Raw genomic sequence first — 14,273 nt, 5'->3', positions numbered from 1 at the left:
ACCTCTTGCGTCTCAGGCTGGCATGACTTTCGCCACTCCCTCCATGCCAGTCTTCAGCGATGCCACCGGCCACGTCCGCGGCAGCACTTCCGCCGAGATTGCCGAACGCATCACGCAATCGATCCTGGCCCAGCGCCTGGCGCCCGGCACGCGGCTGGGCGAGCAGGCGCTGGCCGGGCTGTTCAGCGTCAGCCGCACGCTGGTGCGCGAAGCCCTGACCCGGCTGGCGGCGCGCGGCATTGTCACGGTGTCCGCCCGGCGCGGCTGGTTTGTGATCGAGCCGTCGCGGCAGGAAGCCCGCCAGGCATTTGCCGCCCGGCGCGCGATCGAGCTTGGCTTGCTGCGCTATGCGGCGCCGGTCTCCGCCGCTGCCATCGGCCGGCTACAGGAGCACGTGGCGCAGGAGCAGCGCGCGCTGAGCGCCGACGACACCGCCCTGCGCAGCTACCTGCTGGGCGACTTCCATGTGTGCCTGGGCGAATGCGTGGGCAATGTGCTGTTGGCCGACACGCTGCGCGACCTGACGGCGCGCACCACGCTGATTGCCATGCGCTACCAGTCCAGCCACCAGGCCAACGAGTCCTGCGCCGAGCATGTGCTGATCGTGGCAGCGCTGGCCGCTGGCGATACCGAGCGCGCCATCGCGCTGATGGACGCCCACCTGTGCCACGTCGAGGCCGGCCTGAGCGCCGCCACGCCGGCAGCCCCGCCCGATCCGCTGCGCCAGGCGCTGAGCCCGCTGGGTCATGCGGCCTGAGCGCGCGGGCAACCGGTAGATAGCAACGACCCGCTTCTTCGATTTCGATTTCGATTCTTTGAATTTCCACCCCAACGGCAAGCTAGCAAGGACCCCTATGAAGCTCTCCAAACTCCTCCTCGGCCTCGGTGCCGCTGCCCTCGCCTTCTCGATGCAAACCGCCGGCGCCGAAGCGCTGGACGATGTGGTCAAGGCCGGCGTGCTCAAGGTCGCGGTGCCGCAGGACTTTCCGCCGTTCGGCTCGGTCAACGCCGAGATGAAGCCCCAGGGGCTGGACATCGACGTGGCGGCGCTGATCGCCAAGAAGATGGGCGTGAAGCTGGAACTGGTGCCCGTGACCAGCACCAACCGCGTGCCCTACCTGCAGACCAGGAAGGTGGACCTGGTGATCTCCAGCATGGGCAAGAACGCCGAGCGCGAGAAGGCCATCGATTTCAGCGAGGCTTACGCACCGTTTTATAACGGCGTGTTTGGCCCTGCCGACCAGAAAGTGACCGGTGCCGCCGAACTGGCCGGCAAGACCATCGGCGTGACGCGCGGCGCGGTGGAGGACCTGGAACTGACCAAGATCGCCCCGGCGACGGCCACCATCAAGCGCTACGAAGACAACAACGGCACCATCAGTGCGTTCCTGTCCGGCCAGGTGCAACTGGTGGCGACGGGCAACGTGGTGGCAGCCGCCATCCTCGCCAAGAACCCGCCCAAGAAGCCGGAACCGAAGTTCCTGATCAAGAACTCGCCCTGCTTCATCGGCCTGAACAAGGGCGAGCCCAAGCTGCAAGCCAAGGTCAACGCCATCCTGGCGGAAGTGAAAAAGGACGGCGAGCTCAATGCGATCACGGTGAAGTGGCTGGGCATGCCGCTGCCGGCCACGCTTTGATGCGTTGATGCGTTGATGCACTGACGGCCCAAGCCACGGGAGGCCGTGCCCGGCGGGCAGCCGCTGCGGCATGGCGTACTGCGCCAGCTCCGCGCTCATGAGCGCCCCAACCGGGCGCCTCCACCGATCGCTACCGCATGTCCTACCAATTCGATTTCCTCTCGGCCTTTGACTACGCGGGCGTATTCGCGCACGGCGTCAAAGTCACGGCTGAACTCACCGCCATGGGCGGCGTGCTGGGGGTGACCCTCGGCATCGCCTGCGCCTGGGCGCGCACCCAGGGCCCGGCCTGGCTGGCGGCCGTCGCGGGCGGCTATGTGGAGCTGATCCGCAATACGCCGTTCCTGATCCAGCTGTTCTTTATCTTCTTCGGCCTGCCCAGCGCGGGCGTGCAACTGGGAGAAATGCAGGCCGCCATCCTGGCCATGGTGATCAACCTTGGCGCCTACAGCGCGGAGATTGTCCGCGCGGGCATCGCGGCCGTGCCGCGCGGCCAGCTTGAAGCGGGCGCCAGCCTGGCGATGTCGCCCTTCCTGGTGTTTCGCCACGTGGTGCTGCGCCCCGCCTTGAAGAAGATCTGGCCGGCGCTGTCCAGCCAGGTGGTGATCGTCATGCTGGGCTCGGCGGTGTGCTCGCAGATCGCGGTCGAAGACCTGACCTTTGCCGCCAACTTCGTCCAGGGCCGGAATTTCCGCGCGTTCGAGGTCTACTTGCTGACCACCGCCATCTACCTGCTGCTTGCCATCGGGCTGCGCCAGGTGCTGCGCGGCATTGGCGGCATGCTGTTCCGGAGGGCGTCATGACCGATTTTTCAACCTGGGACATCCTGCGCAACCTGCTGATGGCGGTGCGCTGGACCGTGGTGCTGTCGCTGGTGGCCTTTGCCGGCGGTGCCGTCATCGGGCTGCTGGTACTGCTGATGCGCATCAGCCGGCGCGCGCCGCTGCGCCGCGCGGCGTGGGCCTTTATCGAAGTGTTCCAGGGCACGCCGCTGCTGATGCAGCTGTTCCTGGCCTTCTTCGGCCTGGCGCTGTTCGGCGTGGAGATCCCGGCCTGGCTGGCCGCTGGCCTGGCGTTGTCGCTGTGGTCCGGCGCCTACCTGGCGGAGATCTGGCGCGGCTGCGTCGAGGCCATCCCCAAGGGCCAATGGGAAGCCGCCGGCTGCCTCTCGCTGGGCCACCTGCAGCAGATGCGCTACGTGATCCTGCCGCAGGCGCTGCGCATTGCCATTGCGCCCACGGTCGGGTTCGTGGTGCAGATCATCAAGGGCACGGCGTTGGCATCCATCATCGGCTTTGTCGAGCTGTCCAAGGCGGGCACGGTCATCACCAACGCCACCTTCAGCCCCTTTACCGTCTACGCGCTGGTCGCGCTGATCTACTTTGCGCTGTGCTGGCCGCTATCCCGCTACAGCCGTCACCTGGAAAGGAAGCTCAATGTCGCTCATCGCCATTGAAAACGTAAAGAAGCGCTTCGGCGCGAACGAAGTGCTCAAGGGCATCGACCTGAAGGTGGAGGCCGGCGAGGTGATCGCCATCATCGGCAAGAGCGGCTCGGGCAAGAGCACCTTGCTGCGCTGTATCAACGGCCTGGAGAGCATCGACGAAGGCAACATCACCGTGGCAGGCGCCAAGCTCGGCAGCAGCGAGCTGGAGCTGCGCGCGCTGCGGCGCAAGGTCGGCATGATCTTCCAGCAGTTCAACCTGTTCCCGCACCTGAGCGCGGGGCGCAACGTGATGCTGGCGCCCACCGTGGCAGCCGGCGTCAAAGAGCCGGAAGCATTGAGCCGTGCGCGCGAGTGCCTGGCCAAGGTGGCGCTGGGGGAGAAGTTCGACAGCTATCCCGACCAGCTTTCCGGCGGGCAGCAGCAGCGGGTGGCGATTGCGCGCGCGCTGGCCATGCAGCCACGGGCGCTGCTATGCGACGAGATTACCTCGGCGCTGGACCCGGAGCTGGTGGTGGAGGTGCTGAACGTGGTGCGCCAGCTGGCCAGCGAGGGCATGACGCTGCTGATGGTGACGCACGAAATGCGCTTTGCGCGCGAGGTGTGCAATCGGGTGGTGTTCATGCATCAGGGGCGCGTGCATGAGATCGGGCCGCCGGAGCAGCTGTTCAGCAATCCGGCTACGCCGGAGCTGCAGCAGTTCCTGGGAATGGCGGCCTGAGTTGGCCTGCTGACAAACCAGAGGCATTCGCCGAAGCCGCCGAATGGGCCAACGCCGAGCGCCATGACGAAGGCTGTTTTCTCCCTCTCCCCTCATGGGGAGAGGGCCGGGGAGAGGGGCGGTTTGGCTAGGAGCCACTTGAAGCGAAGCCAACGGTATTATCCCGCCCGCCCTCTCCCCCCTGCCCCTCCCACAAGCATCAACGTGCCAGCACGCCCCGGATCGTATCCGCCAGGTCCTTCGCCAGGAACTTCGACACGTAAGCATCGGCCCCCACCTTGCGCACGTGGTCTTCGCTGGCCGTCCCGGACAGCGAAGAGTGGATCACCACCGGGATCGACTTGAAGCGCGCGTCCGCCTTGATCTTGCGGGTTAGCGTGAAGCCGTCCATCTCGGGCATTTCCAGGTCGGTCAGCACCAGCGCGATCTCGTCCTGCACGGTGCGGCCGTTGGCGGCGGCGTGATCGGCGATCTCGCCCAGTTGCTGCCAGGCTTCCTGGCCGGTCTTGGTCATCAGCACCGGCACGCCCATGGCCTTGAGGCCTTGCTCGATCAGGCTGCGGGCAAAAGCGGAATCGTCGGCGGCCAGGATCTTGGTGCCGGGGCGCAGCGTCAGTTGCGGCCCGACCGTCTTGGGGTCCACTTCCGGCTGGCGGGTCGGCAGCACGTCGCGCAGGATCTGCTCCACGTCCAGCACCTGGACCAGGCGCGGGTTCGCGGGATCGGCCTCGTTATGAAGCTTGGCGATGCTGGTCACCATATCGCCGCGGACGCTGGTCTCGGCCGAGACCACCTGGTTCCACTCCAGGCGCACGATTTCTTCCACGGCTTCCACGGCAAAGCCTTGCGTGGAGCGCGCGTATTCGGTCACCAGCAGGATGTTCAGGCCGCTGCGCGGCGTGCATCCCACCATCTTGGGCAGGTCGATCACAGGAATCACCTGGCCGCGGATATCGGCCATGCCGAGCATGGCCGGGCCGCCGCCGACCACGGTGGTGACCTGGGGCATTACCAGGATTTCGCGGACCTTGAAGACGTTGATGCCGAACAGTTCGCTCTGCGCGGACTGGTCCGACTCGCCCAGGCGGAACAACAGCAACTCGAACTGGTTGTTGTTGGTCAGGTTGGTCCGTTCGTCGATGTCTCTCATCGAGCTGCTCATACGCTTCCTTTGTCCCCGCAATGCGCGGGCTCGCTGCGCGGTGTTGATCGTTTCCCCGGGCCCGGCATCGCCGCGTGGCTCCAGCGGTGCTTGGCGCTGGAGCGGCGCGCTGCAATGACGGGCCACTGCTCCGGCTAACGGCCAATCTTTCGGGAAATTTAGCGGCAACGCGGCAAAGGACTGACGAATTCGCGCCCCACCCCATTAAAGTGCGGAATCAGGCAGGCCGGCGGGGCGGCTGGCGGGCGCCACACCGGACTCCCCGCCGCCATGCTCTTCCACATGCCCGCCAAACCCAAAGCGCATGGCCGAGAGCAGCCGCTCGCCATAGGTGTGATCCTGGCGCGAGCGGAACCGCGCAAACAACGCGCTGGCCAGCACCGGCACCGGCACGGCCTGCTCGACAGCCGCGTCGATCGTCCAGCGCCCCTCCCCGCTGTCAGCGACTTCCCCGGAGAAACGCGAGAGCTTGACGTCACTGGCAAGCGCCTGCGCGGTGAGATCGAGCAGCCACGAGGACACCACGCTGCCGCGCCGCCACACCTCGGCGATATCCGCCAGGTCGAGCTGGAAGCGCTCGGCCTCGGGCAGGCTTTCGGCGGCCTTGGTCTTGAGGATGTCGAAACCCTCGGCGTAGGCCTGCATCAGGCCGTACTCGATGCCGTTGTGGACCATCTTCACAAAGTGGCCTGCGCCCGCCGGCCCGGCGTGGATGTAGCCGCGCTCGGCGCGGTCGTTCGCGGGATTGCGCCCCGGCGTGCGCGGGATGTCGCCATAGCCTGGCGCCAGCGTATCGAACAGCGGATCGAGCCGGGCGACGACCTCCTGCTTGCCGCCGATCATCAGGCAATAGCCGCGCTCCAGGCCCCAGACCCCGCCCGAGGTGCCCACGTCCACATAATGCAACTGGCGCGCCGCCAGTTCGCCAGCGCGCCGGATATCGTCCTTGTAGAAGGTGTTGCCGCCGTCGATGATGACGTCGCCGGGCTCGAGCAGGTCCGCCAGCGCGGCGATCATCTGCTCGGTGGTGTCGCCTGCCGGCAACATGACCCAGATCGCGCGCGGGGCAGCCAGCTTGCCAACCAGCGCCTCGATGCTGGTGACGCCGACGGCACCGTCCGCCGCCAGGGCCTGCACCTTGTCGGCGCTGCGGTTGTACACCACCACCTCATGCTGCGCGCGCAGCAGCCGCCTTGCGATGTTCGCGCCCATGCGCCCGAGCCCTACGATTCCGAGTTGCATATCCGGTCCTCTCACTGAGTCATTGGTGATGAAACTGGTGACGAAACTGGTGGCGAAACGTGCTGCTGCCACGAGGCATTGTCCACCTCTCCGAACGCACTTGCACAGGCCTCACCGCCCCCAAGAACGTGCCACTTAGCGCACTCGGGGCTGCTAAATTCCGCAACCCGGATTTACACCAACTAAACGGCCGCTTAAAATCGCCCAGCCAGCAGCGGCGGACTTGCATACGACCGGGCGGCTCCGATTTCACCGGCCAGCTTCTGGGGACACAGGCCGGCTAACCGCCCCCTAGCCATGTCCCTGCTCATGCTGCCAGCCCACCGCCTGCGCCCCGCCGTATTCAACCACCGCCTCGAGTAGCGCCCGCATCACACCTTCGCTACCCGCTTCGCATTCGCCCCAAGACCGCACGCTCCCGCGCGCCCCAAGCATGGCGCGCCACGGTTCGTTGTCCGGGCTCTGCGCTTTCAGCGCCAAGACACTCGCCTTCGCATCGCCATGTCCGCAAACAGCACGACCCTCGCCGCCCCGGAATCCGGGGAACACCAGCAAGGCAGCATCAACCGGCGCATCGTCGCCATCGTCTTCTTCAACTTCATTGCCTACCTGACGGTCGGCCTGCCGCTGGCGGTGGTGCCCGGCTTTGTCCACGGCGATCTTGGCTATGGCACGGTCGTGGCCGGGCTGGCGGTCAGCATCCAGTACCTGGCCACGCTGCTGAGCCGCGCCTACGCCGGCAACCTGTGCGACCTGCAGGGTCCCAAAAAATCCGTCACGCTCGGGCTCACGCTGGTTGCCGCCAGCGGGTTGCTGGCCGTGGTGTCCAGCCTGTTCGTGTCGATCGGCTGGCTCAGCCTGGCGTGGCTGTTCGCCGGCCGGCTGATGCTGGGCGCGGGCGAGAGCCTGGTGACCACCGGCACCATTGCCTGGGGCATCGGCGACGTGGGCGCCCGCCATACCGGCAAGGTGATCTCGTGGAATGGCATGACCACCTACGGCGCGCTGGCGCTGGGCGCGCCGGTTGGCGTGCTGCTGGATGCGCGCTGGGGCTTTGCCTCGCTGGGCATCGTCACCACCGTCATGGCCCTGGCCGCGTTCATGCTGGCCCGGCGCAAGGCAGCGGTGCCCACGGAAAAGGGCGCGCGCATGCCGTTTCGCACCGTGTTCCGCCACATGACGCCGTTTGGCCTGTGCCTGGCGCTGGGCTCGGTGGGCTTTGGCGCCATCACGGCCTTTGTCACGCTGTACTACGCCAGCCACGGCTGGGACCATGCCGCGCTGGCGCTGACCAGCCTGGGCGTGAGCTTTGTGGTGGCGCGCCTGCTGCTGGCCGATAGCATCGGCCGCTTTGGCGGCTATCGGGTGGCGCTGTGCTCGTTTGCCGTGGAAGCCGCCGGCCTGGCCCTGATCTGGCTTGCGCCGACACCCGCGCAGGCGCTGATCGGCGCCGCCGTCACCGGCTTTGGCTTTGCCTTGGTGTTCCCGTCGCTGGGCATGGAGGCGGTCAAGCTGGTGCCCCAGAGCAACCGCGGCTCGGCGCTTGGCGCCTATGCGCTGTTCCTGGACCTGGCGTTAGGGCTGACCGGCCCGGTGGCCGGCGTGATCGCCAGCCATGCAGGCTATGGCTCGGTGTTCCTGTTCTCGGCCATGGCGGCGCTGGGCGGGCTGGGCCTGAGCCCGGTGCTGGCGGCGCGGTCGCGGCGCGCTGCCATGCCGGTGCCAACGCACTGACTATCGCAACGCGCCAATCTCGCGGCACGCCAGATGAGGCCGCGAGATATTCCGATGCGATGAATGGATTCGGGAATTTCTTGATCTATTTTCAGACTTGTCCGATTGATTTTCAGGCAATCCGCATGCATTCAGCCTTCAAAATCGATGAATCGCAGGCATCCGCCGTTTTGTGCTTGACCCATTCAATTTGCGCCGCTACAGTACGCGGGTTCTTAATTCCAGGGCTACCCAGTGAGCACTTGTTCCGACGACAGTAGTCGATCCAGGATCGGCACCTCCGCCTGACGGGCCACGGTATCCCTAGCGACCGTGCCCCGCTTGCGGCACGGTGCTTTCGAGGCCGGACGTCCTGTCCCGCCTCTCTTCTTGAATACGGCTTCATTCTTCTGATCGCGCCTGCGTTGCAGCACGCCGCTGCCTGCGCTTGTCCGCGATTTGCACAAGGCTCACCGGTGCTTCCTGCTCGATACGGGAGTTCTCATGGTGTGGCACGAATTTGCCCTGCGCTTGCTCGAAGCGCTAGCGCTGGGCGCTTGCATCGGTACCGAACGGCAGTTGCGCCAGCGCATGGCGGGGCTGCGCACAAACGCGCTGGTCGCCGCCGGCGCGGCCTTGTTTGTTTCGGTTTCCGCCTTTACGTTTGACCCGCAGGGGCATGCGCGCATTGCCGCGCAGGTCGTCTCGGGCATCGGCTTTCTCGGCGCCGGCGTGATCATGCGCGACGGCCTGAACGTGCGCGGCCTGAATACCGCTGCCACGCTGTGGTGCTCCGCCGCCGTCGGCGTGCTCGCCGGCCTTGGCCATGCGCTGGAAGCCGCCATCGGCACCGCCTGCATCCTGTGCGCCAACTTTGGCCTGCGCATGCTGGGCCAGCGCATCAATCGCAACGGCACGGCCACCGCGCCGGAAGTGGAGATGGTGTATCGCATCACCACGGTATGCACGGCCCAGGAAGAAATCCGTGTGCGCGGCTTGCTGCTGCATGCGCTGACCGAAATGCCCGCCCTGCTGCTGCAGTCGCTGCACAGCGAGGACACCGCCGCTGGCGGGCACATAGAAGTCCGCGCTGACGTGCTGGCCGCGCCCGGCCATGAAGGCAAGCTGGAGCAGATCGTCAGCCGCATCAGCATGGAAAAGAGCGTTTCCCTCGTGCGCTGGGCCATTCCGGCCGGCGCGCTCGAATAACCCCAAGGAGAAGGAAAGGAGCTGGATATGCGTTTGTTCAACTGGATGCTCCCCCAGGCCCCCAACCGCCGCGCCGCCCAGGCGAGCCGCGGCACAGCCGCCCAGCTGTTCCAGGTGGTGCTGCTCTGCAAGGACGACTATGGCGCCCGGCTGGAGCAGCAGATCCGCCAGGAGCTGGCCGCGCGCGAGCTCTCGCTGCAGCGCCTGCGCACCCGGCAGTGCGAGCGCCGCGAGCTGGTCGAGATGCGCGTGCTGGTGCATTGCCAGCCGGGCGGCAGGCCCGGCATGGTCAAGCTGGTGCAGCGCCTGGGCCTGGAGCCGCTGGTTCGCGCCGTGCGCTGGGAAACCGTGCCGCAGCCCGAGCGCGCGTTGGCCGCTGCCTGAGCGCAAGGCCCCGCCCGCCAAGATCCACCCGATTGCCTGAGGAAAGACATGGACCCAGACCCTTCTAGTAGGCAGCGCCGAAGGCACCGCGTGTTCCAGCCGGCCTGATTCCGCGCCCGGCATCCTGCCGGCGCCGCGGCACCGGCTACCTGGACCCGCCAGGCTCCCATCGCGTTTCGCGCCGTCCCGGCCGCATGCGCGCCGGACCCGCCCCGCCTTCCGCGCCGCCTTCCCCCCGTTAGCAAAGCGGGCGCTTTCGCCCATCACCGGTTACCTGCGTGGATTTGCCACCCCGCAGCGCCGGGGATGCGTCACGCCTGTCGAATCCTGTCGTCCGTGGATCCTGAACCTGCGATTGCGCATTGCGCTTTGCGATTCCACAGACGACGCACCGGCAACAAGCGGTGCCCCTGTCCTGGCTGCCGCCACGGCAAGTGCACCGACCGAGGAGAAAGAACCATGCAAACGCCCACCACCCGCCAACGCTTGCCGCTGCGCCGGCAGCCAGGCCTTGCGCTCGCCGCCGTCTGCGCGGCATGTCTCGCGCTGGCCGGCTGCGATGGCGCCAGCCTGTCTGGCGCCATCGCCAACACGCCCAAGCACAGTACCGAACCGGTCCGCGAGGGCAACTTCATCACGGTGCCCGAGACCTCGCCATTGCGCGCCCAGTTGCAGGTGCAGACCCTCGTCGAACAAGCGCTGGAGCGCCCCATCGAGGTACCGGGCTCGATCGAGCCCGATGCCGCCAAGCTGGTCAAGATCGTGCCGCCAATGCCCGGGCGCATCGTCCGCCTGCACGCTGCCCTGGGCGACACCGTACGCAAGGGAGACCCGCTCTTCACGCTGGATTCCGCCGAGCTGAGCGCGGCTCAGGGTGAGGCCAGCAAGGCGCGCGCGGCGCTCCTTGAAGCCAAGCTGAACCTGGACCGCCAACGCACCCTGTTCGAAGCGGAAATCGCAGCACGCAAGGACTATGAACAAGCCCAGCTGGCCTACGCGCAAGCCAACAGCGACGCCGTGACCACGGCCGCCCAGCTCGCGCAGCTTGGCGCCGGCACCGCGCCGCAATCGCACCGCCAGTACACCATGCACGCGCCGCTGGCCGGCCGGGTGATCGAGCTCGAAGGCGCGCAGGGCGGCTTCTGGAACGACAACGGCGCGCCGGTCATGACGGTGGCCGATCTGTCCACGGTCTACCTCGCGGCCAGCGTGTCGGAGAAAGACATCGCCTCGATCTTCGTCGGCCAGCCCGCCGAGATCCTGCTCAACGCCTACCCCGGCAAGCCCGTGACCGGCAAGGTCCGCTATATCGGCGAGATCCTCGACCCCGACACCCGCACCGTCAAGGTCCGCGTGGCCATCGACAACGCGGACGGACGCTATCGCCCCGGACTCTTTGCCAAGGTGACCTTCGCGGGAGAAAAACACGCGGCACTGCTGGTGCCGCCCACCGCGCTGCTGCAAAGCGGGCTCTACACGCGCGTGCTGGTGGAGAAGGCCCCGCTGCGTTTCGAGCCGCGCGTGGTCACCACGGGCGCGCAAGCCGACGGGCAAGTCGAGATCCTCGCCGGGCTCAAGGCCGGCGAACGCATCGTCGTGAAAAACGGAGTGCTGCTACATGATTGACCGCCTCGTCACCCTATGCTTCAACCGGCGCGCCATCGTCTGGCTGGTCTTTGTGCTGGTGGCGCTGTACGGCGCCTACAGCTGGAAGCAGCTGCCCGTGGAGGCCTATCCGGACATTGCCGACGTTACGTCGCAGATCGTGACCCAGGTGCCAGGGCTCGGCGCGGAGGAAATCGAGCAGCAGATCACCATTCCGCTGGAGCGCGCGCTGCTGGCCACCCCCGGCATGCATGTGCTGCGCACCCGCAGCCTGTTTGCGCTGTCGCTGATCACCGTGGTATTCGAGGATGGAACCGACGGCTACTGGGCGCGCCAGCGCCTGCAGGAACGCCTGAACGAGGTCGACCTGCCCTACGGCGCCAAGCCGGGGCTGGACCCGTACACCTCGCCTACCGGGGAGTTCTACCGCTACACGCTGGAGTCCAGCACGCGCGACCTGCGCGAGCTATCCGAGCTGCAAACATGGACCGTGATCCCGCGCCTGAAGAAGGTGCGCGGCGTGGTCGACGTGACCAATTTCGGCGGGCTCACCACGCAGTTCATGCTGGAACTCGACCCGGCGCGGCTAACGCAGTACAACCTGACGCTGACGCAGGTCACCGAGGCGCTCAACGCCAACAACGTCAATGCGGGCGGCAGCGTCATCGACCGCGGCGAACAATCGTACGTGGTGCGTGGCGTCGGCCTGCTGCGCTCGCTCGACGACATGGGCAACGTGGTGGTCACGAGCAAGGACGGCACCCCCGTGCTGGTCAAGGACCTCGGCACGCTGCGCTACGGCAACGTGGAGCGGCGCGGCGTCCTGGGCAAGGACGACAACCCCGACACGATCTCCGGCATCACGCTGCTGCTCAAGGATTTCAACGCATCGGAAGCGCTTGCGGGCGTGCACGAGGCAGTGCGGGACCTGAACGACAACCTGCTGCCCAAGGACGTGAAGGTGGTCGCCTACCTCGACCGCACCTCGCTGATCGACGCCACCATGCGTACGGTGGGCTTCACGCTGACCGAAGGCATGCTGCTGGTGGGCATCGTGCTGCTGCTGTTCCTGGGCAGCCCGCGCGCGGCGCTGATCGTGGCGCTGACGATTCCGCTCTCGCTGCTGATCGCCTTTGTCTTCATGTACCACCTGCGCATCCCGGCCAACCTGCTGAGCCTGGGCGCGATCGACTTCGGCATCCTGGTGGATGGCGCGGTGGTGTTGGTGGAGAACATCCTGCGCCGGCGCGAGCAGGACAAGGACCGCGCGCTCACCCCGCGCGACGCCATCGAGGCCACCTTGCAGGTGGCACGGCCGATGTTCTTCGGCATGCTGGTGATCGTTGCGGCCTACCTGCCCTTGTTCTCCTTCGAGCGCATCGAGTACAAGCTGTTCTCGCCGATGGCGTTCGCCGTTGGCGCGGCGTTGATCGGCGCCTTGATCGTTGCGCTGGCGCTAGTGCCGGGGCTGGCCTGGATTGCCATGCGCAAGCCGCGCCAGGTGTTCCACAACCCTGTGCTGGACTGGCTGGGCGTGCGTTACCGCGCCGCGCTGGAGCGCGGCATTGGCCGCATCCGCTGGGTGGCCGCCAGCTGCGCGCTGGCGCTCGCCTGCGTGCTGGCGCTGGGTGCCACCATCGGCCGCGACTTCCTGCCGTACCTGGACGAAGGCTCGCTGTGGCTGCAGGTGCAGATGCCGCCCGGCATCACCCTGGAGCGCGCCTCCGACATGGCCAGCGAGCTGCGCCGGGTAACCCGCGAGTTCCCGGAAGTCGCCTACGTGGTGACGCAGACCGGCCGCAACGACGACGGCACCGACTACTGGACGCCCTCGCATATCGAGGCCAGCGTTGGCCTGCATCCGTACAAGACGTGGGCCTCGGGCATGACCAAGCAGCAGCTGATCGACAAGCTGGCGGCGCGCTACGCGCAGATGCCAGGCTACTCGGTGGGCTTCATGCAGCCGATGATCGACGGGGTGCAGGACAAGCTTTCCGGCGCCCATAGCGACCTGGTGGTCAAGGTGTTCGGCGAGAACCTGGGCGACGTGCGCCGCATTGCCGGCGAAGTAGCCACCGCGCTGCGCGGCGTGCCCGGCGCCGCGGATGTGGCAATCGACGTGGAGCCTCCGCTGCCTAACCTGAAGATCGACCTGGACCGCGCCGCCGCCGCGCGTTACGGCATCAACGCGGCCGACGTGGCCGAGCTGATCTCCACCGGCATCGGTGGATCGCCGGTTGGCCAACTCTATGTGGGTGAGAAGAGCTACGACATGACGGTGCGCTTCCCGCCGGCCATGCGTGCCAGCGCATCTGGCGTGGGCGACCTGATGCTGACCGCGGCCAATGGCGCCAAGGTGCCGCTGGCGCAAGTCGCACGCATCACCACCGTGTCCGGCGAAAGCGTGATCGTGCGCGAGATGGCGCGCCGCCACATCATCGTGCGCCTGAACGTGCGGGACCGCGACCTGTCCTGCTTCCTCAAGCAGGCCCAGCCCGCCATCGAGCGCGCCGTGTCCTACGACCACAAGCGCATCCAGATCGAATGGGGCGGCCAGTTCGAAAACCTGGAACGTGCGCAGGCGCGCCTCGCCATCATCCTGCCGATGACGCTGGCGCTGATGTTCGTGCTGCTCTTTGCCGAATTCCGCAACCTGCGCCAGCCGGCGCTGGTGCTGCTGGCGGTGCCCCTGGCTACCATCGGCGGCCTGGCTGCGCTGCATCTGCGCGGCATGACGCTGAACGTGTCCAGCGCGGTGGGCTTTATCGCCCTGTTTGGCGTAGCCGTGCTCAACGGCGTGCTGATGATCTCGCAGATCAACCGGCTGCGCGCGCAGAACGGCTTGAGCCTGCGTGAAGCGGTGATCGAAGGCGCGGCAAGCCGCATGCGTCCGGTGCTGATGACCGCCACCGTGGCCGCCATCGGGCTCACACCGGCGATGCTGGCGCGAGGTCTCGGCAGCGATGTGCAGCGCCCGTTGGCCACCGTGGTGGTAGGCGGGCTCTTTAGCGCCACCTTGCTGACCCTGCTGTTGCTGCCCGCCCTTTACTACCTGGTAGAAGCCCGCGCCGAGCGTGCGGCGCAAGCGGCCAGGGAATCGGAAACCGATGCCGAAGGCGACCCGGCGGCGACCAGCGCCGGCGGCCAGGCCTGAGG

Annotated in this window: 12 protein-coding genes; 10 read left to right on the top strand and 2 right to left on the bottom strand. The window is 67.0% G+C overall.

Features of this window, described 5'->3' with window-relative positions; all coding sequences use genetic code 11:
- Positions 1 to 22 precede the first annotated feature (22 nt).
- The 5 genes from AC1DQR_RS28415 (at position 23) to AC1DQR_RS28395 (ending at position 3,802) form a co-directional block, all read left to right on the top strand.
- A complete protein-coding gene (locus AC1DQR_RS28415; protein ID WP_477134198.1) occupies positions 23 to 757 on the top strand; it encodes a GntR family transcriptional regulator in 735 nt (244 codons plus the stop codon).
- Positions 758 to 854: 97 nt separating this feature from the next.
- A complete protein-coding gene (locus AC1DQR_RS28410) occupies positions 855 to 1,637 on the top strand; it encodes a transporter substrate-binding domain-containing protein (protein WP_150988280.1) in 783 nt (260 codons plus the stop codon).
- A gap of 137 nt (positions 1,638 to 1,774) precedes the next feature.
- Positions 1,775 to 2,440, top strand: coding sequence for an amino acid ABC transporter permease (locus AC1DQR_RS28405; RefSeq protein WP_416052185.1), 666 nt, complete (start codon positions 1,775 to 1,777; stop codon positions 2,438 to 2,440).
- On the top strand, positions 2,437 to 3,093 hold the full coding sequence (locus AC1DQR_RS28400; protein WP_174424714.1) for an amino acid ABC transporter permease: 657 nt from the start codon (positions 2,437 to 2,439) through the stop codon (positions 3,091 to 3,093). The genes AC1DQR_RS28405 and AC1DQR_RS28400 overlap by 4 nt, the downstream gene beginning before the upstream one ends.
- A complete protein-coding gene (locus AC1DQR_RS28395) occupies positions 3,074 to 3,802 on the top strand; it encodes an amino acid ABC transporter ATP-binding protein (protein WP_253931565.1) in 729 nt (242 codons plus the stop codon). The genes AC1DQR_RS28400 and AC1DQR_RS28395 overlap by 20 nt, the downstream gene beginning before the upstream one ends.
- Before the next feature lie 199 nt (positions 3,803 to 4,001).
- On the opposite strand, the gene AC1DQR_RS28390 is transcribed toward AC1DQR_RS28395, so the two are convergent.
- Positions 4,002 to 4,964: a chemotaxis protein gene (locus tag AC1DQR_RS28390; RefSeq protein ID WP_416052184.1), complete on the bottom strand. Its 963-nt coding sequence runs from the start codon at positions 4,962 to 4,964 to the stop codon at positions 4,002 to 4,004.
- 204 nt (positions 4,965 to 5,168) lie between these two features.
- On the bottom strand, positions 5,169 to 6,206 hold the full coding sequence (gene gnd / locus AC1DQR_RS28385) for a phosphogluconate dehydrogenase (NAD(+)-dependent, decarboxylating) (RefSeq protein ID WP_416052183.1): 1,038 nt from the start codon (positions 6,204 to 6,206) through the stop codon (positions 5,169 to 5,171).
- A 501-nt stretch (positions 6,207 to 6,707) separates the two neighbouring features.
- On the opposite strand from gnd, the gene AC1DQR_RS28380 reads away from it, so the two are divergent.
- From AC1DQR_RS28380 to AC1DQR_RS28360, 5 genes are all read left to right on the top strand, one after another.
- The gene (locus AC1DQR_RS28380; protein WP_477134197.1) at positions 6,708 to 7,940 is read left to right on the top strand and encodes an MFS transporter; all 1,233 of its coding nucleotides are present in this window, start codon (positions 6,708 to 6,710) and stop codon (positions 7,938 to 7,940) included.
- 486 nt (positions 7,941 to 8,426) lie between these two features.
- Positions 8,427 to 9,128 (top strand): MgtC/SapB family protein, encoded by a 702-nt coding sequence (locus tag AC1DQR_RS28375; protein ID WP_463322600.1) that lies wholly within the window; start codon positions 8,427 to 8,429, stop codon positions 9,126 to 9,128.
- 27 nt (positions 9,129 to 9,155) lie between these two features.
- Positions 9,156 to 9,512, top strand: coding sequence for a hypothetical protein (locus AC1DQR_RS28370; RefSeq protein ID WP_174424707.1), 357 nt, complete (start codon positions 9,156 to 9,158; stop codon positions 9,510 to 9,512).
- Positions 9,513 to 9,971: 459 nt separating this feature from the next.
- Positions 9,972 to 11,138, top strand: coding sequence for an efflux RND transporter periplasmic adaptor subunit (locus AC1DQR_RS28365; protein ID WP_416052180.1), 1,167 nt, complete (start codon positions 9,972 to 9,974; stop codon positions 11,136 to 11,138).
- Entirely contained in the window at positions 11,131 to 14,271 is a 3,141-nt protein-coding gene (locus tag AC1DQR_RS28360; RefSeq protein WP_477134196.1) for an efflux RND transporter permease subunit, read from the top strand. Before AC1DQR_RS28365 ends, AC1DQR_RS28360 begins: the two co-directional genes overlap by 8 nt.
- The last annotated feature ends 2 nt before the right edge of the window (positions 14,272 to 14,273 follow it).

This window comes from Cupriavidus sp. 05L411 (assembly GCF_056398045.1).
Note: the sequence above shows the minus strand (reverse complement) of the source record. Positions and strands in the feature narration are given on the sequence as shown.